The following is a 22,904-nucleotide window of genomic DNA, read 5'->3' as shown; positions in this document are numbered from 1 at the left end:
TACCACGAAACTGGATGCAAAAAAATCCCCGCTACTACCGCAAGGAAATCTGTGGCAGGGCGGGGAGCTCGTTTTTTCGTTCGGCTTCCTGCAAGTGGCACCGTAAAAGCTTTTCCTTTAGTCTTACTAATAGCGTACGACTATGGGTTCTGCGTTTGGGACCATTTCTACTTTAGGACGGCACCCTTCGCGATGGCGTGACCGTGAAAACGACCGTTTTCGATAAAAATGCGGTTGGCGTCAAAACCGGCGGCTATCACGCCAGCAATGTACACGCCAGGCACGTTCGTCTCCATCGTCTCCGGATTGTGCGCCGGCACACCCGTCTCGCGGTCGACAGTCACTCCGAGTCCTTCTAACATTGACGTGTCCGGACGATAACCTGTGAGGGCAAAGACGACGTCGTTTTCGATTTCGATACGCTCGCCATCTTGTTCGATAACGACGGTCGTCGGTGTGATCTCAGTCACTTCCGCCTTCCAGTACATGCGAATACGCCCTTTTTCGATTACGCTGTCGATGACCGGCCGAACCCACGGTTTGACACTTTTCGTGAACGACTCGCGCCGGTACACCATCGTCACTTCTGCCCCCGTTTTTGAAAGCTCCATTGCCGCTTCGACAGCGGAGTTTTTGCCGCCGATCACGACCGCCTTTTGCTTGTTGTACGGGTGTGCGTCCTTGAAGTAATGGTGCACCTTTTCTAAATTTTCCCCTGGAATGCCTATTAAATTCGGCGTGTCAAAATAACCGGTTGCGATGACAATGTGCTTTGCTTCATACTGTGCCGTCTGCTCGTCGCGCTTCTCAGTTGAGACGACGAACGTTTCGCCCTTCCGCGCGATGTGCGCCACTTTTTCGTATTGGTGTACGTCGAGATCGAAGTGGTTGACGACGGCTCGGTAATACTTTAACGCTTCGTGGCGTGACGCCTTGTCGCCTTGCGTAATAAACGGCAATTCACCAAGTTCTAGCAACTCGGGCGTGCTAAAAAACTGCATAAACGTCGGATACCCATAAATCGAATTGACGACGCACCCTTTTTCGAGTACGAGCGCGTCTATGCCGCGTTTTTTTAACTCGACCGCCGCTGACAGCCCGCACGGGCCACCTCCGACGACGATCCACTCCTTTTTCTCTACTTTCTCCACGGTAAACTCCCCCTAGACGTATAGAAAAACCCTATTATCGACTGACAATAGGGTTTTTTGCCGCATATCGTTGTAAAAAGCCTTACACCCATCCACGAAACCGGGCGGCTTCCGCCATTTTGCGAACCCCGACCATGTACGCTGCCAGCCGCATGTTCACTTGGCGACTTTGCGATGTATTGTAGACGTTGTCAAAAGCCTTTACAAGCATCTTTTCAAGCTTATCACTTACTTCTTCTTCTGTCCAGTAATACCCTTGGTTGTTTTGGACCCATTCGAAGTACGACACAGTGACGCCGCCGCAGCTAGCTAAAACGTCCGGGACGAGCAAAATGCCCCGCTCGGTCAAAATACGCGTCGCTTCGAGTGTCGTCGGCCCGTTCGCCGCTTCGACGACGATATCAGCGCGAATGTTGTGCGCATTGTCTGCGGTAATTTGGTTTTGAATCGCCGCCGGCACGAGAATATCGCAATCTAACTCAAGCATTTCTTTGTTAGAAATCGTATTTTCGAATAAGTTCGTCACACTGCCAAACGAGTCGCGTCGGTCGAGCAAATAATCAATATCTAAACCGTTTTTATCGTACAACGCCCCGTTTACGTCGGAGATCGCCACAATTTTAGCCCCGGCGTCGTGTAAAAACTTAGACAAGAAACTGCCCGCATTGCCGAACCCTTGGACGATGACGCGCGCCCCTTTAAGGTCGAGTCCCCGCTTTTTCGCCGCTTCGCGGATGACGATCGTCACCCCTTTAGCTGTCGCCGATTCACGTCCGAAGGACCCTCCTAAGACGACCGGCTTACCCGTTATGAATCCCGGCGAATCAAATTCGCGCATGAGACTGTACTCGTCCATCATCCACGCCATAATTTGCGAGTTCGTAAACACGTCGGGGGCCGGGATGTCTTTCGACGGTCCGACGATTTGACTGATGGCGCGCACGTACCCGCGGCTTAGCCCTTCCAACTCGCGGAACGACATGTTGCGCGGTTCGCAGACGACGCCACCTTTACCACCGCCGTACGGAAGGTCGACAATACCCGCCTTTAAACTCATCCAGAGTGACAGGGCTTGCACTTCGTCGTAAGTGACGTCTGGATGAAAGCGTACCCCGCCTTTCGTCGGGCCGACAGCGTCGTTATGTTGCGCGCGGTAGCCGGTAAATACTTGCACCTTACCGTCGTCCATCCGCACCGGAATTCTTACTGTCATCATCCGGAGCGGTTCTTTCAGCAATTCGAACACTTCTTCGGAGTAACCGAGTTTTTCGAGCGCCTCCTTAATCACAGACTGCGTCGAACGCATAATGTCGGTGCTTTCCGACTGCTGCGTTTTCTCATCGGAAGCGTTTACTTCATTGGCCATTTGCTTTATTCACCTCAACCATTCTGTTCGTCCTTTAGTATACACCTCAAAGTGAATTATGAGAAGGGCTAACATAAAATATGTAAACTTTGTAAAATACACAATCGGTTTGCTCGCTAATGGGAGTGGTCGCCCTCTCAACAGGGATACGTACTCCTCCCTAATAAAGAGGGTATCCGCCCTTGTTAAAGAAGGTGGATACCCTTTCGGATGCTTTGTCGTAAACAGTTCACAAGGGAAAATGCTGACACAGCTGGCGGACGCCGTCTGTCGCAAATACCGTTTTCCCGTACTCGACGAGTACAGCCTCTGTCACCGTCGCCAGCTCGCCGTATTCACTTACAACGGCCAGCAAATTGTCAAACGGCTCTTCCCCCGCCCCGTTGTCGAAGACGAGGTAGTAGCTGTCATTATACGCGTAAACGCGACCACCTTCTGCGACAACTAATGGTTCAATCCGATGAGCCAGCTGTATAAGCGGTTCTAAATGTGAAAAAGCGAACACGACGCTCTCGCTCTCGGCCAACGTCACTTCCAGGGCGTATAGTGCGTCGTCATCGTCAAGATCGTGTTCTTGCGATTTGCTGCGAGTTACGACGACGACCATACCTTGAGCGGGAAGGGCAAAAACTTCTACAGCTACTGGACCAAACACTTCAAAGCCGAGCTCTTCATACGCTTGTTCCATCATTTCGTTAAACAATTGGTGGACTCTTGGTATGTCGCGCCACATGTCCTCTTTTTCGATTCCCCGTTCCATTAAGTCGTCGAAAGATAAGAAAACCCGTATTTTGTCTTGTCCTAAACGTTCAACGCGCACAGTTGTTCACCCTCCCTTGCTTCAATTACGTGTTACTCACAGATTATGTGCGAGAAAAAAGGTGCGTTACGGTAACGACTTGTTTTTATTTTTATTATAACTCATACTATACACATCTTGTCTCTTTTTTGCAGCTAATAAAATGTGACAAGTTCCGGCAAATACAGCAAGCGTCTCAATTGCTAGCTAGAGCCGCACAAGCTAAACGCTTAGTTTGAATCGTCCGGTAGCGGTGTCGGCGTTGGTTCCGCGTACCCTTCGCGATACTTGTCGTCGATGTGCGCGCGCACGTCGGACAAACTTTTTCCTTTTTGCGTTAAAGATACGGATTCAGCCGCTATTTCCAAGCAATTCATACAGGTGATCGCATGGGAGTTCCACTCGACTTCTCCCGTCTCTTTTATTTCGCTAATGAAACAATCGAGGTTACTCTTATGGCCGACGCTATCCCCACAGCCACAATAACACGCCATATGCTTGACGATGTTGTCGTTTTTCGCTGCAACTTCGTACACATCGGCGATCAGCGGGTCAACGTCGTCTAGAAACGAAGGAAGCTCGTCACGACTCGCGGTCGTTTCAATGATATCCCCGCTTGCCTCGTGTGCAGCTGCCTGCCCACGCACAGCACTAGCCGACTGCTCGCCGCTTTTGTCGGCACTGTCCGTACGTTCCTCTGTTTGACAAGCGGCAAGGCTCGTTATACTAAGCGCTAGCACACATAGGGCGACGCACACGTTTTTTCCGATGATGCGCAATGCGATTCATTCCCCTGCTGTATTATTTACAATGCAATGATACCTATATACAGTATGTAAGTAAAGGGGTTTGTCTCAAAAAAAAAGACCGACTTCCGTCAATCTTTTCGTAAGGATTCCGTTGGTAGCGGCGGAGGGGATCGAACCCCCGACCTCACGGGTATGAACCGTACGCTCTAGCCAGCTGAGCTACACCGCCGTATATTCGTTTACTCACGGTTGTATTGAGTCAACAAATTACATTCTACATTGGCTCATGCAGCTTGTCAACACTTTTTTTCGCCGAATGTTTGTTACGCTAGTAAACTGTCGACGCGCTCCCCCTGCCTCCACTCCAACTAACGGAAAAATGGAGGCAGGAGGATGATACGATTTACGTTCCCCCCCCTACAATTAGTTCTCGATCACTACCCCTGTAGACACCATTGGCACAGGCGTTGCGATCGTGTCGCCTACGGGGCACGTTTTCTCGATAAATGCTGCAAATTCTTCAACTTTCTCAGGTGCTGCATCGGTTGCCATATGCATTTTATAGCGAATTTCACTGAACCCCGGTTTAACCCCTGCTTTTCCCTTGAAGCCGCGTGTATCGAGGTCCCCCTCTAATTCGATCCAAAATCCACGTAAGTCAATGCCGAATTTTGGAGCGAATGCTTTTGCCACGATCGTTTGGCAAGCGCCGAGGCCGCACAGTAACACTTCTACCGGGTTCATCCCTTTGTTCGTCCCACCGAGTTCTTTCGGTTCGTCTAAAATAAGTTTAAAACCACGCGATTCTGTTTCTACAGCCAACCCTTCTCCTGTATATTTAGCTGTTGCTTTAAATGTCTCTTGTGCCATTGCTGTCTCCCCCTAAAGAAGTATGTTTATCTGTTCACAATCTAAGTATGACATAAATGTAATGCTAATAATAGGGGTTTATCGGATGAAGTATGGCAGTTGTATTAATCCTCAATTTCCCAGCGAGCTAACTCGTTTTTTTCGTCCACTTCGCGTTGGTGTGTGCCTTCGCGTTCCTCTTCCTTAAGCCTATTCGTCCACTGCACGAAGCGGTGAATGGAGAAAAAACCGACAAACGCAAGCGTGTGTAAAAATAGATGCGCAAACGCGTACGAGAGGACGATGCCTGCACACAGTAACGTCGCCACGTGCTTCAAACGGCCCCAACGCCACAGTGGCCGTTCTAGTAATAGAATGAGCGATGCTGCGCGGACGACGACGCGGCGCAAAATGAGCATACTCGCTACAAACAGTAGAAGGGCAAACAAATAATCGACCGTGTCGTAAAGCCAATACAACCATTTCGCCGGATCGCGCCCATCTGCCGCACCCGCGAATGGAAACAGTGCCACAGCTAGCGCACAAAGTGCCAACGCGCCGAGCGGGTATAAAAACGTGTACAACATAAACACGATGCGAGACCCCCGTCCCACGTTTTTAACTATAAACATATGTATATGCGGTCGGGGATAACTTCTAGACGCTGCTATTTTTTTCACGTTGTTCCACACGGCGCACGAGCGGATCCAACCACCCCGCCTTCAAGATTAGCGCGAGCACAAAATCGATCGTAAAGTGCGCAGCCATCGAAGCGACGAGCGACCCGGTCCATTGGGCGAGCCACCCAAGCACCATACTGACGAAAAATAAATATCCAGTCATTGCCCACCGTTTCAAATAGCGGAAGTGAATCAACGTAAAGACGAGGCTTGTCCCCCAAATGCCGATGAGCGGCTGGAGCGCTCCGCGAAATAACAGCTCCTCACAAAAGGCGACGACAGCAGCGATGACGAAGATGTGCCAATAGGGCCGACCTTGGAACAGCTTTTCGTTGATCCCGCTGTCGTCGATCATATGCTTAGGAAAAAAGTAAGTGAGCGTCAAATCGATACTAACGACGGTTAGCCCGGCGGCGATTCCCCATAGCCACACCGTCCACGTATCGCTGTGCCACAGGTCGCCCCCTGGGAATCCTTGCCACCACAAAAGGACACAGGCGACCGCCAAAACGAGCGCCTGTGTGAGGTACAAGTTTAACAAAAGCACGCGGTCGCTAATTCGTGCGACGTCGAGGCGTTTCATCGGCGATCCCAAAGTCCGATGGAGACGAACTTCGTTTCGAGAAACGCCTCGATGCCCGCCTGGCCACCTTCGCGCCCGAGACCGCTCTGTTTCATCCCGCCGAACGGCGCTTGCGCAGTCGAAGGAACCGCATCGTTTAAGCCGACGATCCCGTACGCGAGCTGCTCGGCCACCCGGTATGCACGCGCTAAGTTTTTGGTGAAAAAATAAGCGGCCAAACCGTAAATCGTATCGTTTGCCTGTGCAATCGCCTCTTCTTCCCGTTCAAACGGGACGAGGGGAATGACTGGACCGAACGTCTCTTCCGCAAGTACGCGCATCTCTGCCGTCGCTTCGCCTAATACCGTCGGTTCGACGAAATAGCCGCGGTCGTACGCTTCGCCGCGCAGCCGATTCCCTCCGACAATGAGCCGCGCCCCTTTTTGCACCGCGTCGTCGATATGCTCCTGCACTTTTTCGTAAGCTGCTTTGTTGATGAGCGGTCCGACATCTGGATTGTCGCTCCCGTTGCCGACGGTCATTCTCCCGACGCGCTGTTGCAACTTTTGTATCACGTCGTCGTAGACCGATCGCTGCACGTAGGCGCGGTTAGCGCAAATACACGTCTGCCCCGTGTTGCGGAACTTGCTGTTAATTAATCCCGTGACAGCCAGATCGAGGTCGGCATCGTCAAAAATGATAAACGGCGCATGCCCGCCGAGTTCGAGCGACAGCCGCGTCACGTTTTGCGCCGCTTTCCCCATCAGTTCCCGCCCCACTTCGGTCGAGCCCGTGAACGACAGTTTACGCACGCGTGCATCACTCAGCCACGTTTCTGCCACGTCGCGCGACGGTCCGAGCAGCAAGTTGACGACCCCAGGCGGAAATCCGACTTCCTCCGTCAGTTTCACGAGTTCAATGGCGCTGAGCGGGGTCTCAAACGGCGGTTTAATGACGACCGTACATCCGGCCGCGAGTGCGGGAGCGATTTTGCGCGTAATCATCGCACTCGGAAAGTTCCACGGGGTAATAATCGCTGCGACTCCAACGGGCTGTTTCATCACTAACAGCCGCTTGTTCGGTGTGGAGGCGGGAATCGTCTCTCCGTACACGCGCTTAGCCTCTTCCGCGTACCATTTGACAAAACTGGCGGCATAGGCGACTTCGCCTTTCGCCTCGCGCAGCGGTTTCCCTTGCTCAGCCGTCATGAGCTGTGCGAGGAATTCTCGCCGTTCCATCATTTTTTCATACAGCTTGTACAAGTAGTCGGCGCGCGTCTCCGCCGGAAGCTGCGCCCACCGTGGAAACGCCTCGCTCGCGGCGTCGACCGCTTCCGTCGCCTGCACGGTATCGCCGTATGCGACGACGTCCACCGTTTCGCCCGTCGCCGGATCGACAACGGTCACTTCGCCACTTCCTTCACGCCAATTCCCACCGATATAAATACCGGATTGCATATCCAGATCCCCTCCTAAAATGTTTTTGAAAACAAACTGTATAACACTTTCGTGTTTCACGATATGTGTCGGCTGTTGAACTTAACTCACGTCGTTGAGTGACGTTTTTATTGACTGTATAATGATTTACTGTTGACCGGAGGGCTCAACTGACCAAATAGGCGAGTGCAATACAGGCGATGCCGCCGCAAAGGGCGCTCAGCGCGTTGACGGCGTCGTTCGTCATCCAACGCACCCCTCGAACGACCGTCGTCTTTTGCCCGCAATGTGCCATTCGTTCGACTGTCAACTCACAGCGGACACAGCGGAACTGCTGTTGCCACGTCGCACCGAGGATGCTGTCGACCGCACCGCCGAAGACGCCAGACACGGTGGCGAGACTAATAAACACCCACCCCGGCAACCCTTCCCCCGTAATCGGCCAAAGCAAGTAACCGGCAGCTCCGATTAGCGCCGCGCCGCTCGCCGCAGCAAGCGTCCCCCACAGAGAAACACCTCCAGATGTCCCGCGACTCACCAGTTTACCCGTTAAAATAGACCTTGGCGGACTTTTGCTGAGCACACCTAATTCCGTCGCCCACGTGTCTGCCGTCACTGTCGCCAGTGAACCGACAAACCCCCACAGCCACAGCGGATGAGACGTCCACGCATACAATAAGGCGAAGGCGGTCGCCCCACCACCGTTCGCGAGCACCTGCAAGTAATCGCGACGGCCACCTTTAGCAAACTGCTGTTCTACCTCTTTTTTTAACCGCCGTTTATAATGCGACCAAATGCTAGAGGAAATAAAAAAGAGCAACAGCAAGACGTACCAAAACGCGTCTCCCATCGCGTACAACACCGTGCCGACGCCGATCGCTGCGACGACACCGCTTATGGAGAGCGACTTTTTTAAGTAAGCGAGTAACGCGATGAGCGCACTAAACAGAAGTCCTAGTGCGATACGGGCAATCACGGGGCACCTCCCCCTTCACTCGGCTCTCCTTCTACATCTACGTGCTCCTCCAAATAGTGGCGCACTGTCGCAAGTCCGTTCTGGACGTTGACGACATCGTTAAAACCGGCATTCATTAAAAAGTGACACGCGTATTGACTTCGTACGCCGTGCGCGCACAATACATAAATCTTACGTTGTCGATCGAGTTGTCCTGACTCCGCCGGCAAATTGCCGAGCGGAATGAGGACTGCCTCTTCGAGATGGTAGTCTTCCCACTCTTCCCATTCGCGCACGTCGAGTAACAGGGCGTCGCCCAGTGCACCCTTGCAATATTTTTGTACAAACTGTTTCGCGTCGACCTCTTGCACGTTCCCTCACCGCTACCTTCCCAAAACTATCAACGACCGTGTATAAATTGTAAATTAATTGTATCACACATTTCCATTGCACGTACGAATTGTTATAATGGTAGCTGTCATCGGTAACTATTTATCGAAATTCAAACCACTTCGAGGTGATTCACATGGCAGACAGCAGCTTAGTTGTCGATGCCTTTATCGAAATTCCGCGCGGAAGCCAAAACAAATACGAATACGACGAGGAACTGCAAGCGTTTCGCTTGGACCGCGTCCTGTATTCGCCGATGCACTATCCGGCAGATTACGGTTTCTTAAAAGACACCCTCGCCCTCGACGGCGACCCATTGGACATTCTCGTTTTGACGACATTCCCGACATTTCCGGGTTGCATCGTGACGTCACGCGTAATCGGCGTGCTCATCATGTCCGACGACAAAGGGAAAGACGAAAAATTACTCGCCGTTCCCGTCGACGATCCGCGTTGGAGCGAGGTACAAAAATTAGAAGATATTCCGGCACATACGCTCAAAGAAATCGAACACTTTTTCCAAGTATACAAGGACTTAGAAAATAAAGAGACGAAGATTGAGCGTTGGGAAAACGGTCCGACGGCACGGAAGCTGTACGAGGAGTGCGTCGCCCGCTTCAAAAACGAACAATAAAAAAAACGAATTATTTCCCTTGACAGTTGCCAAACATTCGTGTTACAGTTCTATTCAACTTCAAGAACTGTTTGAGAGGCCGTGACGGAGCCAAGCGTGTCCCGTAAGGCGTAGAGAACCGGTGGCTGGTGAAAACCGGTGCTTACTTCACGCGGAGCACTCCCGAGCCAGTAAGTTGAACCCGAACATTTGGCAGTAAGTTTACTCGGTAGCCCCGTTATCGCTTAGGTTAACGAACCTTAAGAGGTTGCGCGTGTGAACGCGCAACGCACGAGGGTGGTACCGCGGTCCCCCGCCCCTCACTACAGACGTAGTGTGGGGCGGTTTTTTTATTACTTTATTATTACTGTGGAGGGATAGAAACTATGCTGTTCAAAGACAAATTTCGCTTACACACCCCAGGTCCGACGCCGATTCCACCGCGCGTCCAACAAGCGATGAACCGACCGATGATCGGCCACCGCAGCGCCGACTGCTCCGCGCTCATCGCCGAGTGTAGCGCTAAGTTGCGCCCGCTATTTGGCACGGCACAGGACGTCCTCATCTTAACGGGGAGCGGCACATCCGCGCTCGAAGCCGCTGTCGCAAATACGGTGGCTGCCGGCGACAAAGTGACCGTCGTCGTTACCGGCGCCTTCGGCGACCGCTTCGCTAAACTGACAGAAACGTACGGCTGTACCGTGCACCGCCTCGACATTCCATGGGGCGAAGCCTGCACACCGGATACATTGCGCACGCATTTGCAACAACACCCGCAGAGTAAAGCTGTTTTTATGACGTACTGTGAAACGTCAACTGGCGTGCTCAACCCGGTACAGGAACTCGCGAAAGTGATCCGAGAAGAAACGGACGCACTCAGCATCGTCGACGCTGTCAGCTGCCTAGGCGCCGTCCCGCTCGAGATGGACAATTGGGGCATCGACATCGTCGTCACCGGCTCGCAGAAAGCACTCATGCTACCCGCCGGTCTCGCCTTAGTCGCCGTCAGTGAGAAAGCGTGGCAAGTGATCGAACAAAACGACACCCCTCGCTTCTACTTAGACTTACGCACCTACAGAAAAAGTCTTGCCAAGCACACTACCCCGTACACACCCGCTGTCTCACTGTTGTTCGGGTTGGGGGAAGTGCTAGATATGTTCGAAGAACAAGGCCTTGCGCAAGTGATCGCCCGCCACAATCTGATGATGAACATGACGCGTGCCGCCGCCCGCGCGCTCGAGCTGCCGCTCATGACGACGGACGAAGCAGCGTCGCCGACCGTCACGTCGCTGTACGGCACGGACGCTTTTGACGTCGAAACATTGCGGCAAACACTGCGCCAACTAAACGTCGTCGTCGCCGGTGGACAACAACATTTGAAAGGAAAAATCTTCCGCATCGGGCATATGGGTTACTGTGAACCGGGCGACATTCTCGCCGTCATCGCCACACTCGAAGTCGCACTAAAAAAATTGCACGTCCCGATTGAACTGGGACGTGGTGTACAAGCAGCCGAGGAGGTATGGGCACATGTATAACGTCCTCATGACAGATCCGTTAAGTGAACACGGCATTCAGCAACTGATCAAGGCAGAAGACGTCAACTTAGTGAAAAAAATCGGCCTCAGCGAAGAGGAACTGCTCGAAGTGATCGCCCCTTTCGACGCGTTGCTCGTGCGCAGTCAGACGCAAGTGACCGCCGCCGTACTTGAAGCAGGAAAAAACTTAAAAGTCGTCGGACGCGCCGGCGTCGGCGTCGACAACATCGACGTGCGCGCCGCCACCGAGCACGGCGTCATTGTCCTCAACGCCCCCGACGGCAACACCGTCTCCACATCAGAGCACACGTTTGCCATGCTGCTCGCCTTAGCGCGCAACATCCCGCAAGCGTACCATTCCCTTACAGGCGGGAAGTGGGATCGCAAAGCGTACGTCGGCGTCGAATTGCGTGGCAAAACGCTTGGCGTCGTCGGCATGGGTCGCATCGGCACCGAAGTGTCGAAACGGGCAAAAGCGTTCGGTATGACCATCCTCGGCTTTGACCCGTATTTGACGAAGGAGCGGGCTAAACAGCTCGGCATTGCGAAAACGGATCTTGCCCAGTTATATCGCGAGAGCGACTTTATTACGGTGCATACGCCGTTAATTAAAGAAACGCGCCACTTAATCGACGAGCAAGCTTTTGCGCAAATGAAAGACGGTGTACGCATTCTCAACTGCGCCCGCGGCGGCATCGTCGACGAACAGGCGCTGCTCGCGGCACTCGAAGCGGGCAAAGTCGCCGGCGCCGCCCTCGACGTATTCGAGAGTGAACCGGCCACGCCAGAAACGAATCCGCTGCTCGCCCACCCCCGTGTTATCGTCACGCCGCACTTAGGCGCATCCACCGTCGAAGCACAAGAAAATGTCGCTATCGACGTCTCGGAAGAAGTGTTACACGTCCTGCGCGGGGAAACGTTTAAAAACGCGGTCAACTTACCGTCCGTGCCAGCCGAACTACAGGCGCAAATCGAGCCATACCAACAATTAGCAGAAAAGCTCGGCAGTTTTGTCGTCCAAGCGACGAATGGCGCATTAGAACAAATGACGATTACGTACGCCGGCGACCTGAACGAATTCGACACGTCGCCACTGACGCGCATGATCCTCAAAGGGGCGTTATCGTGCTACTTGCAAGACGTCAATTACGTCAATGCACCGCTACTGGCAAAAGCGCGTGGCCTCGACGTCACGGAACAGCGCTCCTCCGCTAGTCGCGCTTTTACGAACTTAATTACCGTCCACATCCGCACGTCGCGCGAAGAACATCGCGTCGCTGGCACCCTCGTGAACGGATTCGGGGCACGCATCGTAAAAATTAACGACTACAGCATCGACTTGCTACCGGACGGCCACTTGCTGTACGTCAAACACCAAGACCGCCCCGGGGCGATCGGCCGCGTCGGCACCGCGCTCGGCAATCTCGGCATAAACATCGCCACGATGCAAGTCGGCCGGCGCGACATCGGTGGACAGGCAATCATGCTCTTGAGCGTCGACAAGCAAGTCCCGGAAGACTTACTGGCAACGCTGAGCGACATCGAGGGAATCGACTCTGTCACCGAGATTGACTTGCTGTAAACGCACTGCCTTTTTTATGTACTTCTCACGCACATTTAAAAGTAGGGACGGGATGCTACTCCTCGTCCCTACGTCACTTTCCCCCCAAGAACGATGGACATGACATGGGAATCAAGCAGAACGATCCAGCGAAACCATCGAGAAGAACTATCTAGGGGTACTATCCAGCAGAACAATTGAGAGACACTATCCAGCAGAACAATCGAGGGATACTACCCAGCAGAAAAATCCAGTGGAACTATTCGGCAGAACAATCGAGGGTTACGATCTAGGGTTACAATACCAGCAAAGCGATCCAGTGGAACTATTCAGCACAACTATCCAGCAATTATATTCAGTGTACCCCCTCGGGTATCTAAAGGCGACCGTGTGACGTAGACCGTTAGACGGCAGCGCTCAGCTTTGATACGCTAAGGGAGATACGTACAAATTAATCCTGTTTTACCTGAAAGGAGCATGCCCTATGCAGCCACTTGCGAATAAAGTCGTCATCGTCACTGGAGCGAGCCGCGGCCTCGGGCGGAGCATCGCCACCCGCTTCGCTGATGGAGGGGCAACGGTCATTGCCACCGCCCGCAGCAAAGACGCCTTACAACAGTTGGCCGACGAATGGCATAATTGCAAAACAAACGATACAGAAAACGGTGTCTTAGGGAGTGGCACGATCGTCCCTCACGCCTGTGATTTGACCGTCGCAAATGAAGTAGAAGATTTAATCCGTTTCACTCTCGACAAGTACGGGCAAATCGACGTGCTTATCAACAACGCTGGCGTCGGCAGCTATGCACCTGTGCACGAGATTGCGGAAGAAGATTGGGACACGATGATGGCCGTCAACTTAAAAGCGCCGTACTTAACGTGCAAATACGCCATCCCGCACTTCATCGAGCGCCAAGCGGGCCACATCGTCAACATTTCCAGCGTTGCCGGTACGGTGACATTTAAAGGCGGAGGCGGCTACTGCGCGTCTAAATTCGGACTTATGGCGCTCACCGATGTGTTGACCGAGGAGCTAAAGCCACACCAAGTACGCGTGTCCGTCATTTGTCCGGGTTCGATCCAAACGGACTTTGCAGGTACACCGGCAAAGTCGTACTCACTCAAACCGGAACACGTGGCAAAAGTTGCGTACGATATGGTGACTGCTCCAGAAGGAGTCATTCTCAACCAAGTGGTCATGCGCCCGCAGGTTCCGCCAGAGTTGCAAAAATAAGTACTGCCAATGCTAACATTCCCCGCGATCCGCCGTCTACAGGGATCGCGGGGAAGTGATAAGGGGAAACTCGGAACCCAGCATACAGGAGGCGCTCTTTATATCGTGTTCTCATTGGATGTTTTCGGTGAACCCCACCTGTTTGGGAACAAACCACAAATATAATACAATGCATAATAGGTGTTTAATATAAATAAGGTGGAATCATCTGATTTTCCCTTATTCCACTTCAACTGACCATGTTACTCAGTTATTTTAATATAACCTTTCTCTTTAATTTGTTGATACACAATCTCGATACCGTTAGTTCCTTCTAACAAGGAAGCTACATATCCCGTAATATCGATGTCTTTTTCAGCTACATCCTCGGGTTCTATATCCGGAAAATTATTAACTTCCAAAACATAACCGTGCTCTCCTCCAAAACCTTGAATGACTACCTCTAATCCCAAAATGGACCCATCAATATATATTGCGGGCACTTCTTCGTAAATATAATTTTCCAAACCTCCAAAAGAAACCCTTTAAATAATTTGTCGGAGATTATTTGGGCTACTCCATGGATGTCCTTCTCAGAGATTATTGGAACAGAACATTTAAAGTAAGGAAACTTATCCATGCCATCATCCTCCTAGTCAATGATTTTGCTTCCCATGGCATCTGCCTTCTTCTCAGGACGTCTGTTATTATTCAGACAAAATAACCGAACCTTGAGTGATTGAAGCTTACCAAAGCTCGGTTATAAAAAGGGTCATCATATGTTTCTGAGGATTATATATCCCCCGTGGCGATTAACTTTCGCTTAAAATCCTCATACATACTAAATGCCTTTGTCAATATTTCCTTTAAATCATCGTAGTTTCGGAAAATCGGATAAACCCCTTAAAACTGGACATACATAACTACAAGCTCACGTTATCTCTGGTTCTCGCTTCCTTTCGTCAATAGAAGTGTAGTCGCTTCAGACCTTCCGTCAAGGGTAAAGGCTACGCCCTCGCTTTCGCTCGCCCTTGACGTCACGTCTTACAGCGGCTGTTGGCTTGGAAGACGAAAGGGAAGGATCAGAGTCGAACGGCTTTCGTGCGCAACGAAGATGTTTGATGCGCATGGAAAAACTGCGCGGGGCTCATGTCCCCAATACTACCGTGTATGCGGCGGTTGTTATAAAAGTCCATAAAGCCTATGACGGTACGATATGCTTCCTCGTACGTCTCAAAGGAATACTTGTTGAAGCATTCGTCCTCAACGATCCGATGAAACGCCTCAATATGGGCATTTTTATTCGGTGTGTTCGGCGGAATACGTTCGTGCTCACAACCGTAGTGTTCACAAGCTTCTTCGAATACTTTAGATACGAACTGTGGACCATTGTCCGTCCGGATGATCGGCTTTTCTTGTGCCTCCTGAAGCCCGCGTGTCGAAAGCGCTCGTTGTAGCACCTGAACAGCGTCTTGACCTTCGCAAGCTAATCCAACATGATAGTCAATAATCGAACGGTCATAAACGTCAATGTAGGAAAGCAGGAAGAAAAAGCGGTTTTCTCCGGCAATGTACCCATACTTGATGTCTGTTTCCCACAGCTCATTCGATCGCTCAACGAGGCGGTTACGTGCAAGGCGCCTAGGGTGGCGGATTCGCTTCCGTCGCTGCGGCAGTAAGATGCCTAACCGTTTGCAGAGACGGTACACTTTTTTCTTATTAATGACTAAATCGTACGTCGAACGGAGCGCCACCGTTAATTTTCGGTACCCATACGCGTAGCCATCACCCGAGACGAGCTCCATAAGCCATTCTTTAATTTGTTCGTCGGACACTTTTTGCCCGCTGTTTGTGAAGGAGTAACCTGGTGCCGGTCTCCCCCCACTTACTTTCTTCTCCTTCACCCGATAGTGTTTCTGATAGTAATAGGTGGAACGCGGTACGTGGACAATCCGTAAAACGGTTTGGATCGGGTATCCCTTAGAAATCCACTTGTCCGCTACTTCAATCTTTTCAGCAAGTGAGGGTGCTGCTTTTTTACAAGATCACGCAAAATGGCAATTTCTAAATCCTTTTCGCCCAACAACCGTTTTAGCTGATCATTTTCCTGAGCAAGATCACTGAATTCGCGTGGTTGGGCGGATTCGATCGGGACGTCCCCGTAGTGCCCGTCCTTATATTCGCGAACCCATCGGTTAAGCAAGTTAGAACCGAGATCATAGCGGCGAGCAACTAGCGCTTGGTTACCAACCTCCATGGCTTCCTTTGCGACTTGGATTTTAAATTCCTTGGTGAACTGACGGCGTTTCATTTGATTCTGCCCCTTTCATCACTAGTATAACTTAAAGTGTTTAGTGATGTCCAAGTTACTATAGGGGCTTAATAGAAATGGGCTTGCTCACTCTTTCATCCTTACCATCCAGTAAGTCCTTTAAGAAACCCCAAGGCATTCCTATTTGTATCTCATCATCCTTCCAAATGGACCATACAAATTCCACAACTCCGTATTTGAATCTAAGATTAAGATTAAACTTATAAGGGGGATGTTTATCAACGATCTTAAAGAAATCCTCCCCCTTATAATACCTTGCATTATAGCCCAGTTCATTAATGACCCCTAATACCTTCTCATTAGAATAATCTTCAAAGGAATCGTCTAGATCAAAAGAATATTCCTTTGACAGATCTGAATACCGTTCAATAAAACCAATACCTTCTAAAAGCCCGGTGATTTAAATCAACTAAACCGCCTTACCTGTAAGTGAAGCGAAGCGATTAACGATAATAGTGACGAAAAAAACATGGAAACCTTTGTCCCTATTGTCCTGCGAGTTGGATTTTGGCATGCCAAAATCCCGGTTTGAGTTGGTTTTTTCTTAAACCGGAACCGGCAAAGTCTTTTGAGGTTCTGAACCATTGCTGTCAATAGCGCTTGTTCTTGCATGCAGTCTAGTCCCCGGCTGCGTGCGCGGTCGAGTCCGTGATCACATTTACTCTCGGCAAATATATGCTCGCATCGCGTGCGTAGCTTTTGGAGGTGGCGATACTTACTAGATAGCTGAATAAGTCTCGCTTTATTCTTAACCTGAACGGCCTTGACTTTGGCCAGCCGTTTGCGTTGTAATTTAGGGTTTCGCGTTTGGCGTTTCCATGTAGGGACGTCCTCTAATGTTAGATTTCGCAAAGAAACCAAGGGGATCATCCCCTGTTCGAACAGGGCATTCAAGTAGTCTGGCGTACCGTATGCTTTATCGGCTGAAAGGGTGCACACACGAATGGTCGGATGACAAAAACGAATCGCCGCAAGTTGTTGCATGCTCGTTTCACGTTCAGCCACTCCAGATGCTATGCTGGCTTGTGTCGACAAAATGACGCCCGATGTGACATCTGTTACATTGTGTATTAAATACCGTAGGTGAGCCTCTTGCCCCTTTGCCTTTTTATACAACCGTGCATCAGGGTCTGTTTTACTGCGGTGTGTCGCGTTAGAAAAAGTCTTTCCGTGAAAGTTCTCATGTGTGGCTTCTTCCTGCAGTCCCTGTTTTTTTCTCGATGCTTTGTCGGCTGAACCGGGAGACGATGGCGGGTCATCGTCGGTGTCATGAGGCGATGAAGACGGTTCAGCTTGACCGTCTTGTTGAGCGATTCTCGCCAAATAGTCCTCAATGGACTCTACGGGTGTACAAGTCATTTCTTTTAAGCTGTGAATCGAAGCGTTAGCCCGCACCTGAGTCCCGTCGACGCCAACGTGAACATCGGGCTTGACCAATCCTGCTGCAATACATTGATTGATTACATGAACCATAAGCTTTTCAAATATACCGTGTTGCCGCCAAAGTTTCCGAGTCTTGACAAGCGTCGTCCGATCCGGTAGCGATGGGCGGGAGGGATCAGGATGTTGAATTGATTCAAAATCGAGCCCACAGAACCACAAGTATCCCGCATGCATAGGAAGTATCTCATACAGGCCGCGTTCGGAGTGGTTAAATAAATAGGAAAGTAGGATCAATCGCACGATGCGTTCCGGGTCGGCAGCCGGTCGTCCACTTCGTTCCGTATATAACGGAGCCACCCAGTCGTAAACGCAGGAGAAATCGATCGCTTCATTTAATTGTCGTAAAATATGACTTTTGGGTATGAGTGCTTCCATATCGATGAATTGAAACAGTTGCGGTTGGGTTGCGGATGATTTTTGTGCTTTCAAGGCTCTCACGCTCATTTCACAAGATCTTGTCACTCACTCTATTTTATACGATTATAACTTCGATGACGACTTTTTCACCGGGCTTCTAAAGCTTTTCTTATCTCAGGACTCAATTCTAAATCCAATTCCTACTCCTCCTTAATTCAGTGATTTCCCATCAAGGGAATTGTAAATATTTGATGTGCAACCTTTTGATTGGCAATCCCCGTTTTAACCTTAGCTTTAGAAGCTAATTCTGAGATTTTTGTCGTTTTGGTAACGAGTTTTGCGGCTGCCGCAACCTTATCGAGTCCTTTAGTCCCAATAATCGATGCCACTACACTACCTACAGCATAAGTAAACCATTCCGCCCGACTACGCGCGTCGGCGTTAATGACCATCTCTTAAAACGAGTCTGAAATGGTCTCCCAAATATCCTTTAATGCTTGCCATGGATCCGCAAGCGCTTCTGCAATTGCCCGCCACGTGTCCAAATCGAGTAGACCGATAAGTCCCTTCCAAGTATTGAGAAGAACCTTCAATCGGCACCTGGTGTAGTTGGGGGAAAATGTCGTTGATGTAGTGGGCTGCCTTATTTTCTGGGGTGCTTATTATCAAGGAAAAATAACCGAATCTTTGGGCAGGCCTATCAAAGTTCGGTTAGTAAAAACAGGCCCATGACTGAACTGATGATTTCTCTGATAGATCAATCCATTTCAGACACCCGTTTTCGAAATACAATTTTCCCTTGCCAGCTCCGAGAGATTTCAGAAGGGGGCTTGCGTAGGCAAGTCAAGTTCATCAACACACCTATGTGTCAAGGGTTTAAGAGCCTTCAAACACGGTAATGAAATAATCTCCACCATCTTCAAAAACCATAACTTTAATACATCTATCCGGAAATCTGTCTTTGAAGCTCATGGACCAAAAAGTCTTTAATATATTTCCAAGGACCCTAACCTGTTCTTCTATATTCCCGTCATCATCGGTATTGATGTGGAAAAAGTCATCGACCTGATATAGATTCATCATCTTTTCTATACATTTTTTATCTCCCTTGCACTCGTTGCGCCATGACTCATAATTTTTCTGGGAAAACTTATCCTTTAATAAAAATAGACCATCGATCTCAATGATATCAGGGTAAAAAAATCGTGCAAATGCCAGCGCGGTTTGTAAATCCGCCTTTATATTTACATAGTTCCACCAGTTAAATCCTTGTGGATTTGCATTTTTCCAATCGACAAATTCCTTGATTAATTCATCTTTAAACATTTCCTTACCCCCTTATTTCCTGATATTCCTGGGCAATTCGTCTGGTCGTACAGCTCTTACCTTATAGTCATTTTGAAATTTTTCCCCCGTTATAGGGTTGATATTGTAATTTGGCTCCTTTACATTTGGTCTTGGAATTGAACCGTGATCCTTTCCTACGATTCTAACCTCCTTTATTATTTTTCCGTCAGATCCATATGTAATGTATTTAATTATTTTACCACTTTTATCCCAAATAACTTCAGTAGAATCAGGAATCCCATATTCCTTAGGTTTATTTCTTCCTCTTTTTCTTGTATTCGATCTACTAGGATTTGGTGGATCCACATCCCGAGGAGAAATTCGATAAACCTGTCCATCGGGCGTTACAAAGCGCCTAGAATTCTTCAAATCACAAATGGCGTGTTTTAACTCCCCGAACTTTTGTCGCGACTGCTCCAAAGACTTCCTCACATGATGCGCAACTTTCTGCTTGGCAATCCCCGTTTTCACTTTAGCTTTAGAAGCTAATTCCGGTAGCTTTGTCGATTTAGTAACAAGTTTAGTCGCTGCTGCAACCTTATCTGCACCCTTCGTCCCGATCACAGACGCTACGACTGTCCCTACGGCATACGTAAACCACTCTGCCCGACTGCGCGCATCGCCGTCAATGACCATCTCCTGGAATGAGTCGGAAATAGTCTCCCAAATGTTCTCTAACGTAGCAATTGGATCCGCGAGGGCTTCTGCGATGGCGCGCCATGTGTCAGGGTCAAATAGAGCGATCAGGCCTTCCCACGTGTCGATCAGCACGTTTTTGACGCCGTCCCAAATCCCGGCTAGAATACTCTCGAGCAGTGAAGCGTCGTCCACCTCTCCCTCCCCGTCAACCGCTTCCACTTCTAAACCGTCTTCACCGAATTCGCCGACACCTTCCGGCGCTCTCGTTCGGTTGATCGGATGGATCTTGTTAATTTCGGTGATGAATGTCGGGATTTGATGGTCGTAGACGAACTGCTGGATACGGCTCACGGCTTCTTCGTAAGGTTCGATCGGCTTGGTGGCGATTGGCAGCTGGTGGAGTTGGGGGAAGATGTCGTCGATGTAGTGGGCTGCCTTCTTTTCTAGGGTGCTTATTTCATAGTCTACCACGGCTAAATCTTCTGGAGCAAGAACTTTTCGCGCGCGCTTTAAGATCGTTAAGTACTCTGCAAGAATATCTCCTTGCCGCGAGTATTTATTATACCCTTCCCGCAAATAGTCCCCAATTGGCGCGGTGCGAACGACAAGTCGACTCATAGGATCACCTCTTTACGTAGTTACCTGATTCTTAATGAAAGGTTTCACTCGCTTCTTCTCCGTCGGCTCATCCTGTTGGCCGTTTCTGGGTGTCCTGTTGAGTCTTTAATGCTGTCGATTTTAAGCGAGCAATTACTTTTTCGTTTCTGTTGACGACACATTCAATCAACACATTCGGTGGGCACATTCCACCACGCTAATCGCTACCCGTCACGACAAGGGACCATCGCCAGGTCTTCATCGGTCGCGCGAAAGGTTTCGCTAATTTGCGTAGCGTTTTCCCCTAGTAGCTGTAAACTGTCGGACAAAAGCTCCATCATACTAATGAGCGCGTCGCAATAGTTGTATGTAGACACAAGGCTGCTTTCACTGATGCCTTGGGCGTCGAGTAGCCCTTTGTAGTCGACGAGCCCATCGATCATTTGCTGCACATCCGTCGTTCCCCGTTCAATTGCCGTATGCAGTTCTTTCATCCGTGCCGGACTGATTAGGATTTGTTCCGCCACGCGAATCCCCCTCCCCACTGTCAGTCTTTCAGACCACTGTAAGCTTCCCAACCAGTAAACCCCCAAATAAAGGGCTTACATCCATTGCTGTGCCCCTACCCCTTTTAACTTTTGTTCAAATCCTACAAGTATCGCAACTGTCCCTAAGAAAGATGCTGTTTTCTAGAGGGGCGGTGCCAATTTTATAGAGAGATGCGATTCATCATGTGTTGACTTTCCTGTTCGGACTGGCTCAGCTGGTCATCGACTAAATACATCAGATCAATAAAAACCTGCAAGTATTCTTCCGCCATTTGTGCGGTTTGGATGTAATCCTGGGCGGTACTTTTGAACGATTGGGCCGTCTCACCTTTCAACTCTTCTAACACACGGTTAAACGTGACACTCAGCTGTTCCGTCGACGTGCGATAGTTCGCTAAGGCACTTTGAACCTTACGGATGCCTCCCCTTGAAGCAGTCGCATCGTATAGGATGGTGGCCGCGCCTCGACTAGCCCCACCGCTAATGACAGTTTCCACTGACATCGCCTCCCACTATAGAATAGGTTTTTTCCCTTCCCTACCACATAGCACCCGAAAGCATCGCCTTCACACTCGGATCCATCGGTGTATTCGCGAGATAGTCACTGCGTTCCTTTGCATTCGTTTTTGCCGACAAAATCGCTTGATGTCGCGTATATTCATCCTGTTTTTGCTGTTCGACTTGTGCCAATCGTCGCCTTAACGCTTGGACACAATAACCGACGTAGTCCTCGCACAACGAGAAGTAGTCGTCTAGCTCCCGCGTGAGTTGGCGGTAGGCCCCTTGCGACAAACTATTGTCCCAATTCGATGCATCGGCAGGGGAAAGGTCGACAGCCTCAACTTTTGGGGCATGTGTCAGCTCGGCAATCACTTGTTGTAGATGATTGATACGTGAATCATAACTCATCGGCGTTCACCTCTTTCGGCGTCGATGTATCTCGTGGACAACGATTATTTTCGGTAATTACCTTGTTTCGGTAATTTATTTGTTTACGATTGCTTTCTAGTAATGACCTTTGGCAATTAATCCCAGCGGTTATCCCTAGTGATTACTCACTACCAATTATGCTTCAGCGGCGATTCTCTTGCGGCTCATCCGGTGGGTTCCCAAGTGCCTCTGACGTCATTTGCTCCGGTGCAAGCGTCATATTCTCCGGTGCAAACAACTCTAGAATCTCACCGCTTAAGATACGCGCCATTTCCTCCGGCACGAATATTTTCGAAAGGACGGTCCCTGGATTCATGACGACGATCGCCTCATCGTCTACCACTTGCAACAACTCACGAGCAGGCAGCTCCACGTACGGCGAGTCTTCGGCAATAAATTGCTCGAGCGCGTGCAGAGAAGAAAAAATCGGCAGCAGCAGCTTCCCGCCTTCTTCCACGTATTGCAGGTGAAGGAGCATCTCACTTTCTCCTGTGGCTCCCGTCCCTTCCTCGAGAGTGCCTAAGACGCACAACTCGGACTCGGCCAATAGCCGATAAAAATCCGCTATTTTCTCGGGTTGTTGATACGCTTCCAAAAGCGATTTTTCTAACGCGTTTAGTTTTGTTTCATCAGCTATAGCCTCAGACACCTCATGAGCCTTTAATGTGTCATTCGATGTGGTTGTCTCATTACCCATTAGCACCCGCCCTCCTTCGTAGACCATTGTCTCTATACAAATCAATTATTAATCATTTAATTACGCATTATTAACCCATAAGTCTAATATAAGCTATTGTACTGACCTTTCAATACCTTTTTTGCACTTCTGACCAAAAAATCTCACAAAAG

General features: G+C 50.0%; 25 protein-coding genes and 1 tRNA gene. 4 read left to right on the top strand and 22 right to left on the bottom strand.

Annotated features, from left to right (window positions below):
- Nucleotides 1-167: 167 nt before the first annotated feature.
- The 11 genes from BN1247_RS06080 to BN1247_RS06030 form a co-directional block, all read right to left on the bottom strand.
- A complete protein-coding gene (locus BN1247_RS06080; RefSeq protein ID WP_054949584.1) occupies nucleotides 168-1,151 on the bottom strand; it encodes a YpdA family putative bacillithiol disulfide reductase in 984 nt (327 codons plus the stop codon).
- An 82-nt stretch (nucleotides 1,152-1,233) separates the two neighbouring features.
- On the bottom strand, nucleotides 1,234-2,517 hold the full coding sequence (locus BN1247_RS06075; RefSeq protein ID WP_054949583.1) for a Glu/Leu/Phe/Val family dehydrogenase: 1,284 nt from the start codon (nucleotides 2,515-2,517) through the stop codon (nucleotides 1,234-1,236).
- Nucleotides 2,518-2,746: 229 nt separating this feature from the next.
- Nucleotides 2,747-3,337: a genetic competence negative regulator gene (locus tag BN1247_RS06070; RefSeq protein ID WP_054949582.1), complete on the bottom strand. Its 591-nt coding sequence runs from the start codon at nucleotides 3,335-3,337 to the stop codon at nucleotides 2,747-2,749.
- A 209-nt stretch (nucleotides 3,338-3,546) separates the two neighbouring features.
- Nucleotides 3,547-4,086, bottom strand: coding sequence for a PCYCGC motif-containing (lipo)protein (locus tag BN1247_RS06065; protein WP_390622062.1), 540 nt, complete (start codon nucleotides 4,084-4,086; stop codon nucleotides 3,547-3,549).
- A gap of 131 nt (nucleotides 4,087-4,217) precedes the next feature.
- Nucleotides 4,218-4,294: transfer RNA gene (locus BN1247_RS06060), tRNA-Met, on the bottom strand.
- A 194-nt stretch (nucleotides 4,295-4,488) separates the two neighbouring features.
- On the bottom strand, nucleotides 4,489-4,935 hold the full coding sequence (locus BN1247_RS06055; protein ID WP_054949581.1) for an OsmC family protein: 447 nt from the start codon (nucleotides 4,933-4,935) through the stop codon (nucleotides 4,489-4,491).
- A 104-nt stretch (nucleotides 4,936-5,039) separates the two neighbouring features.
- On the bottom strand, nucleotides 5,040-5,528 hold the full coding sequence (locus BN1247_RS06050) for a hypothetical protein (protein ID WP_187119734.1): 489 nt from the start codon (nucleotides 5,526-5,528) through the stop codon (nucleotides 5,040-5,042).
- A gap of 43 nt (nucleotides 5,529-5,571) precedes the next feature.
- Complete coding sequence (locus tag BN1247_RS06045) at nucleotides 5,572-6,177, bottom strand: CPBP family intramembrane glutamic endopeptidase (RefSeq protein WP_054949579.1); 606 nt, start codon at nucleotides 6,175-6,177, stop codon at nucleotides 5,572-5,574.
- Entirely contained in the window at nucleotides 6,174-7,601 is a 1,428-nt protein-coding gene (locus tag BN1247_RS06040) for an NAD-dependent succinate-semialdehyde dehydrogenase (protein WP_390622061.1), read from the bottom strand. The genes BN1247_RS06045 and BN1247_RS06040 overlap by 4 nt, the downstream gene beginning before the upstream one ends.
- Before the next feature lie 157 nt (nucleotides 7,602-7,758).
- Complete coding sequence (locus tag BN1247_RS06035; RefSeq protein ID WP_054949577.1) at nucleotides 7,759-8,568, bottom strand: DUF92 domain-containing protein; 810 nt, start codon at nucleotides 8,566-8,568, stop codon at nucleotides 7,759-7,761.
- Nucleotides 8,565-8,918, bottom strand: a complete 354-nt coding sequence (locus BN1247_RS06030) for a rhodanese-like domain-containing protein (protein ID WP_074011058.1) — start codon at nucleotides 8,916-8,918, stop codon at nucleotides 8,565-8,567. Before BN1247_RS06030 ends, BN1247_RS06035 begins: the two co-directional genes overlap by 4 nt.
- A 155-nt stretch (nucleotides 8,919-9,073) precedes the next feature.
- Between BN1247_RS06030 and BN1247_RS06025 the strand changes: the two genes are divergently transcribed.
- From BN1247_RS06025 to BN1247_RS06010, 4 genes are all read left to right on the top strand, one after another.
- A complete protein-coding gene (locus BN1247_RS06025) occupies nucleotides 9,074-9,571 on the top strand; it encodes an inorganic diphosphatase (protein ID WP_054949576.1) in 498 nt (165 codons plus the stop codon).
- A gap of 368 nt (nucleotides 9,572-9,939) precedes the next feature.
- On the top strand, nucleotides 9,940-11,088 hold the full coding sequence (locus tag BN1247_RS06020; protein WP_054951524.1) for a pyridoxal-phosphate-dependent aminotransferase family protein: 1,149 nt from the start codon (nucleotides 9,940-9,942) through the stop codon (nucleotides 11,086-11,088).
- Nucleotides 11,081-12,670, top strand: coding sequence for a phosphoglycerate dehydrogenase (serA, locus tag BN1247_RS06015; RefSeq protein ID WP_054949575.1), 1,590 nt, complete (start codon nucleotides 11,081-11,083; stop codon nucleotides 12,668-12,670). The genes BN1247_RS06020 and serA overlap by 8 nt, the downstream gene beginning before the upstream one ends.
- A 463-nt stretch (nucleotides 12,671-13,133) precedes the next feature.
- Complete coding sequence (locus BN1247_RS06010; protein ID WP_054949574.1) at nucleotides 13,134-13,883, top strand: SDR family oxidoreductase; 750 nt, start codon at nucleotides 13,134-13,136, stop codon at nucleotides 13,881-13,883.
- A 242-nt stretch (nucleotides 13,884-14,125) separates the two neighbouring features.
- Here BN1247_RS06010 and BN1247_RS06005 read toward each other — a convergent pair whose 3' ends face one another.
- The 11 genes from BN1247_RS06005 to BN1247_RS05955 form a co-directional block, all read right to left on the bottom strand.
- Nucleotides 14,126-14,389 carry a hypothetical protein gene (locus BN1247_RS06005; protein ID WP_231633168.1) on the bottom strand — a complete coding sequence of 88 codons (264 nt, stop codon included), beginning with the start codon at nucleotides 14,387-14,389 and terminating at the stop codon, nucleotides 14,126-14,128.
- A 555-nt stretch (nucleotides 14,390-14,944) separates the two neighbouring features.
- Nucleotides 14,945-15,832, bottom strand: coding sequence for an IS3 family transposase (locus BN1247_RS06000; RefSeq protein WP_231633368.1), 888 nt, complete (start codon nucleotides 15,830-15,832; stop codon nucleotides 14,945-14,947).
- Nucleotides 15,833-15,861: 29 nt separating this feature from the next.
- Nucleotides 15,862-16,173, bottom strand: coding sequence for a transposase (locus tag BN1247_RS05995; RefSeq protein ID WP_054948915.1), 312 nt, complete (start codon nucleotides 16,171-16,173; stop codon nucleotides 15,862-15,864).
- A gap of 426 nt (nucleotides 16,174-16,599) precedes the next feature.
- Complete coding sequence (locus BN1247_RS05990) at nucleotides 16,600-18,081, bottom strand: IS5 family transposase (protein ID WP_054949221.1); 1,482 nt, start codon at nucleotides 18,079-18,081, stop codon at nucleotides 16,600-16,602.
- A gap of 128 nt (nucleotides 18,082-18,209) precedes the next feature.
- Nucleotides 18,210-18,446 (bottom strand): hypothetical protein, encoded by a 237-nt coding sequence (locus BN1247_RS05985; RefSeq protein ID WP_054949573.1) that lies wholly within the window; start codon nucleotides 18,444-18,446, stop codon nucleotides 18,210-18,212.
- Between the two features lie 424 nt (nucleotides 18,447-18,870).
- The gene (locus BN1247_RS05980) at nucleotides 18,871-19,320 is read right to left on the bottom strand and encodes a hypothetical protein (RefSeq protein ID WP_054949572.1); all 450 of its coding nucleotides are present in this window, start codon (nucleotides 19,318-19,320) and stop codon (nucleotides 18,871-18,873) included.
- Nucleotides 19,321-19,332: 12 nt separating this feature from the next.
- Nucleotides 19,333-20,598, bottom strand: a complete 1,266-nt coding sequence (locus tag BN1247_RS05975) for a polymorphic toxin type 24 domain-containing protein (protein ID WP_054949571.1) — start codon at nucleotides 20,596-20,598, stop codon at nucleotides 19,333-19,335.
- A 203-nt stretch (nucleotides 20,599-20,801) separates the two neighbouring features.
- Nucleotides 20,802-21,104: a hypothetical protein gene (locus BN1247_RS05970; RefSeq protein WP_054949570.1), complete on the bottom strand. Its 303-nt coding sequence runs from the start codon at nucleotides 21,102-21,104 to the stop codon at nucleotides 20,802-20,804.
- 182 nt (nucleotides 21,105-21,286) lie between these two features.
- On the bottom strand, nucleotides 21,287-21,622 hold the full coding sequence (locus tag BN1247_RS05965) for a hypothetical protein (RefSeq protein WP_054949569.1): 336 nt from the start codon (nucleotides 21,620-21,622) through the stop codon (nucleotides 21,287-21,289).
- Nucleotides 21,623-21,662: 40 nt separating this feature from the next.
- Nucleotides 21,663-22,034, bottom strand: a complete 372-nt coding sequence (locus BN1247_RS05960; RefSeq protein WP_054949568.1) for a hypothetical protein — start codon at nucleotides 22,032-22,034, stop codon at nucleotides 21,663-21,665.
- Nucleotides 22,035-22,197: 163 nt separating this feature from the next.
- Entirely contained in the window at nucleotides 22,198-22,752 is a 555-nt protein-coding gene (locus BN1247_RS05955; protein ID WP_054949567.1) for an SseB family protein, read from the bottom strand.
- Nucleotides 22,753-22,904: the final 152 nt, after the last annotated feature.

It is taken from the genome of Numidum massiliense, assembly GCF_001375555.1.
In the GTDB taxonomy this organism is placed as follows: Bacteria; Bacillota; Bacilli; order Thermoactinomycetales; family Novibacillaceae; genus Numidum; species Numidum massiliense.
The sequence above is the reverse complement of the archived record's forward strand: the minus strand, read 5'-3'. Positions and strand labels throughout refer to the sequence as shown.

Bases quoted from the DNA above. Each gene is read 5' to 3' on its own strand.
- serA (WP_054949575.1), top strand. From the start codon at position 11,081: ATGTATAACGTCCTCATGACAGATCCGTTAAGTGAACACGGCATTCAG.
- BN1247_RS05990 (WP_054949221.1), bottom strand. From the start codon at position 18,081: ATGAGCGTGAGAGCCTTGAAAGCACAAAAATCATCCGCAACCCAACCG.
- BN1247_RS05995 (WP_054948915.1), bottom strand. From the start codon at position 16,173: ATGAAACGCCGTCAGTTCACCAAGGAATTTAAAATCCAAGTCGCAAAG.
- BN1247_RS05960 (WP_054949568.1), bottom strand. From the start codon at position 22,034: ATGAGTTATGATTCACGTATCAATCATCTACAACAAGTGATTGCCGAG.
- BN1247_RS06010 (WP_054949574.1), top strand. From the start codon at position 13,134: ATGCAGCCACTTGCGAATAAAGTCGTCATCGTCACTGGAGCGAGCCGC.
- BN1247_RS05975 (WP_054949571.1), bottom strand. From the start codon at position 20,598: ATGAGTCGACTTGTCGTTCGCACCGCGCCAATTGGGGACTATTTGCGG.
- BN1247_RS05980 (WP_054949572.1), bottom strand. From the start codon at position 19,320: ATGTTTAAAGATGAATTAATCAAGGAATTTGTCGATTGGAAAAATGCA.
- BN1247_RS06025 (WP_054949576.1), top strand. From the start codon at position 9,074: ATGGCAGACAGCAGCTTAGTTGTCGATGCCTTTATCGAAATTCCGCGC.
- BN1247_RS05955 (WP_054949567.1), bottom strand. From the start codon at position 22,752: ATGGGTAATGAGACAACCACATCGAATGACACATTAAAGGCTCATGAG.
- BN1247_RS06075 (WP_054949583.1), bottom strand. From the start codon at position 2,517: ATGGCCAATGAAGTAAACGCTTCCGATGAGAAAACGCAGCAGTCGGAA.
- BN1247_RS06045 (WP_054949579.1), bottom strand. From the start codon at position 6,177: ATGAAACGCCTCGACGTCGCACGAATTAGCGACCGCGTGCTTTTGTTA.
- BN1247_RS06055 (WP_054949581.1), bottom strand. From the start codon at position 4,935: ATGGCACAAGAGACATTTAAAGCAACAGCTAAATATACAGGAGAAGGG.
- BN1247_RS05985 (WP_054949573.1), bottom strand. From the start codon at position 18,446: ATGGTCATTAACGCCGACGCGCGTAGTCGGGCGGAATGGTTTACTTAT.